Genomic DNA, 3,621 nt, shown 5'->3' on the forward strand with positions numbered 1-3,621 from the left:
TGGGTGTGAAGCTGACGAAGCTGCGTCCCGAGCAGGCCGCGTACATCGGTGTCGAGGTCGAGGGCCCGTACAAGCCGGACCACTACCGCTACTGAGCCGAGCGGCTACAGAGCGAGCCGCGCTCTCGCTGAGCCGGACCGCTCGAGCCGAGCTGTCAGGCCGCCAGGCTGCTGGGCGAGGAGTTCGCCCGGCAGCCTCCGGCGAGCGTGACCGGCACAGGCACCTCCAGGTGAGCGCGTCCGTGCAGTGCGCGCTCACCAGCGGCAGATCCTCCGAGGCAGGCCCCCGCACCCCCGTGCCGGGGGCCTGCCCCGTCGGCCCGTGTGGCCTCAACGGCCCTCGTGGCCCGACCAGCCCGTCACGACCCAGGACCCAGATGCCCCGCGGCCGTTATTCGCTCCATGATCCGCACGATCACACCCCCCTCGCAGAAGAGCACTTCCACTGCGCCCCCGGCCCTTCCGGCTGGCGCTACATCTCCCAGCTGACCACCCCCGCAGGCGAACACAGCGGCTCCGTCGACCTCGCCCTGGACGAACTCGGCCGGCCCATCCGTCTCGAACTCCACGCCGGCGGCTGGCAGGTACGCGGTGCCGCCCTCGACGGCGTCACCTGGGTCCGTACCGACCCCACCGGGGCTCACGCCACGGAAGGCAATGTGCGCGCCCATTCCTTCACCGGCACGTCCCCCGCGTTCCTCGTCGCCACCACTCGCCTCCTGCGCCTCACCCCTTCCGTCTCGGCAACCCGCGTACGCCTCGTGGCCTTCACGGACCCGGTCCTCGCCCCACGCACCGTGGACCAGTCCTGGGCCTTGGTGAACAGAGAAACACACGCCACTGACAACGGCCCCCTGACCGTGGACGAGTACCAGGTCACAGCCCTGGACACGGGCGAACAGCACGCCGTACACATCGCGGGCGACGTGGTCCTCGCAGCCCCCGGCATCGAGCTGGAGGACCTGGACACCCCGCCGTCCACGTTCGCTTGAGCGCGGCCGGTTACTTGAGCTGTGCATCAGGGCGCGCCGCCCGTTGAACAGAGCGGCGCCGTGGCCTGGGGACAGGGAGGAGCTACCCCGGCGGTGCGAAGCCGGTGGAGGGCCGGTCGTTCGATGACGCATCCTGCGGTCCAGGAGACTGCCCTGCCTCGTCCCGCGGTACAGGGGAACGCTCCGCTTCCGCCCCAACTCCAGGTCGACCGCCGACCGGAGCCACCCCCACGCCGTACACACCGGACGGAGGCGCAACCGCGGCGGGCGGCGGGACCGGCGGGGCGTAAGCGCTTGGTGCACCGACTGCACTGCCCGCCCCATCCACAGGACTCGCCCCACCCACAGGACTCGCGCCGCCCACCGGGCCGGTACCACCCGCAGCACCGATACCGGCAGGGACCCAACCCGCACCCGGCCCGCTGCCGAAGGCACGCCGGGCCTCCCGCGCCTGCCGTTCCTGCAGAACCGCGGCCAGATACGCCGCCGGCGGCACGCCCTGCGGCGCCGGAGCACCCGTGCGCGCGGCAAGGTCCGTGGCGAGCCGCTCCGCCATGTTCCAGCCGACCTGAGGGTCGAGTTGCTGCATCCGCGTCAGGTACTGACGAATGGCGAGCCACAGACCATCGGGCACCGCCGACAGGTCGAGCCCCGAGAACCGCCCGGCCAGCCACGGCGGAGGCGGCGGAACGAAACCCGTCCGCGCGACCGGCACCCGCTCCCGTACGACGAGCGTCCCGGCGAACACATCGCCGAGCCGCCGCCCGCGCGCGGAGACCAGCGAAGCGATGACGGCGACGACGCCGAGCGTCATCAGAATCTCGATCACGCCGATGAGACCCCGCACCAGCGCATGCCGGAACCGGATCGGCCCTCCGTCGTCGCGCACGACGCGCAGCCCGCACGCCAACTTCCCGAGCGACCGCCCGTGGCTCAGCGTCTCGACCGCGATCGGCCCGCCGACCAGCAGCAGAACGAACGTCGCGATGGACAGCGCGGCCTGCGCCGCCTCGTCCAGAGAAGCGGTGGCAGCCACCACACCAATGGTCACGACGATGTACGCGATGACAGCCACAGCCAGATCGAGCAGCACGGCCAGTGCCCTGCTGGGCAGCTTCGCGGGGCGCAACTCCAGCGCCACCGCCTCACCCGTCACCAGCTCACTCACGCCGCCCGCCCTTCCCCTGACCTGCCCCTGGAATGGCCAGTCTGCCAAGCTGAGGGCGCATCGCGCCGCAGTACGACAAGCTGACATCCATGCCGAGCCGCCGACGAACAGCCGGGGAGCAGGAAAGCAGATGGACCTCGACGTCTTCGTCACCGCCCACCGAGCCGAGTGGGACCGCCTCGACGCCCTCCTCGGGCGCCAGCGCCGCCTCACCGGCGCCGAGGCCGACGAACTCGTCGCTCTCTACCAGCGCACCGCCACCCACCTCTCCGTGATCCAGTCCAGCGCCCCCGACCCTCAGCTGACCGGACGGCTCAGCCAACTCGTGGCACGCGCGCGTAGCGCGGTGACAGGCAGCAGGCGCGCTTCCTGGCGCGATGTCACGCGCTTCCTGGCTCACGGTTTCCCAGCCGCGGTCTACCGGTCGCGCCACTGGTGGGTACCCACAGCGCTCCTGTCGACCCTCGTCGCGGCACTTCTGGGCTGGTGGATAGGCACCCACCCCGACGTACAGGCGACCATCGCCGCCCCCAGCGAACTGCGCGAGCTCACCCGTCCCGGCGGCCAGTACGAGACGTACTACTCCAGCCACCCCGCCGCCTCGTTCGCGGCCCAGGTCTGGACGAACAACGCCTGGGCTGCTGCCCTCTGCCTGATCCTGGGCGTCTTCCTCGGCCTCCCGGTGCTCTGGATCCTCTTCCAGAACATGCTCAACCTCGGTGTCGGCCTCGGCCTGATGTCCTCGGCAGGACGCCTGGACACCTTTCTCGGCCTCGTCCTGCCGCACGGTCTCCTCGAACTGACCGCGGTCTTCGTCGCCGCCGGCACCGGCCTGCGCCTCGGCTGGACCCTCATCGACCCCGGCCCTCGCACCCGACGCTCAGCCCTCGCCGAGGAAGGCCGAGCCGCGATCGGCATGGCGATAGGCCTCGCCCTCATCCTCTTCGTCTCCGGCGCCATCGAAGGCTTCGTCACCCCCTCCGGCCTGCCCACCTGGGCGCGCATCAGCATCGGCGTCATAGCAGAGCTGGCCTTCCTCGCTTACGTCTATGTCCTCGGCGGCCGTGCCGCCCGCAGCGGAGAGACAGGCGACGTCGAGGCAGCCGAGCGCAGCGCTGCCGTGCCAACGGCGGCCTGATGTGCGCATGCACCCCCTGAGCTGCTAGTCTCCTCTTCGCCCCACGAGAGCCGTTGACACGGAGCGAGTGGGGAGGTAGATTCGAACAGTTGCCTGGAAGTGGATGTAGTCCACCCGGGCAGAGTGAGTGTCTGTCTGCTTCAGTGGAACATCGATTCCCGAGAAGCCCCTCCCGATGATTCGGAAATGAGTGGCCGGTCAATCCGGCCCGGAAGTTCTGATAAAGTCGGAACCGCCGGAAAGGGAAACGCGAGAGCGGGAACCTGGAAAGCACCGAGGAAATCGGATCGGAAAAAGATCTGATAGAGTCGGAAACGCAAGACC

At 69.9% G+C, this 3,621-nt stretch carries 4 protein-coding genes; 3 read left to right on the top strand and 1 reads right to left on the bottom strand.

Annotation, left to right across the window (positions count from 1 at the left end; genetic code table 11):
* Positions 1 to 95 (top strand): adenosylhomocysteinase (locus ACZ7L6_RS43350; RefSeq protein WP_356139216.1); only part of this gene is annotated, 95 nt, incomplete at its 5' end.
* 281 nt (positions 96 to 376) lie between these two features.
* Positions 377 to 991 carry a hypothetical protein gene (locus tag ACZ7L6_RS43355; protein WP_471934054.1) on the top strand — a complete coding sequence of 205 codons (615 nt, stop codon included), beginning with the start codon at positions 377 to 379 and terminating at the stop codon, positions 989 to 991.
* Positions 992 to 1,073: 82 nt separating this feature from the next.
* On the opposite strand, the gene ACZ7L6_RS43360 is transcribed toward ACZ7L6_RS43355, so the two are convergent.
* A complete protein-coding gene (locus ACZ7L6_RS43360) occupies positions 1,074 to 2,159 on the bottom strand; it encodes an RDD family protein (RefSeq protein WP_471934056.1) in 1,086 nt (361 codons plus the stop codon).
* Positions 2,160 to 2,289: 130 nt separating this feature from the next.
* Between ACZ7L6_RS43360 and ACZ7L6_RS43365 the strand changes: the two genes are divergently transcribed.
* Positions 2,290 to 3,297, top strand: coding sequence for a stage II sporulation protein M (locus ACZ7L6_RS43365; protein WP_471934058.1), 1,008 nt, complete (start codon positions 2,290 to 2,292; stop codon positions 3,295 to 3,297).
* Positions 3,298 to 3,621: the final 324 nt, after the last annotated feature.

The sequence above is a fragment of the Streptomyces sp. NPDC107522 genome, from assembly GCF_055657525.1.

What these genes read in the sequence shown, in the direction of transcription:
- ACZ7L6_RS43355 (WP_471934054.1), top strand. Translation starts at nt 377, where the DNA reads ATGCCCCGCGGCCGTTATTCGCTCCATGATCCGCACGATCACACCCCC.
- ACZ7L6_RS43365 (WP_471934058.1), top strand. Translation starts at nt 2,290, where the DNA reads ATGGACCTCGACGTCTTCGTCACCGCCCACCGAGCCGAGTGGGACCGC.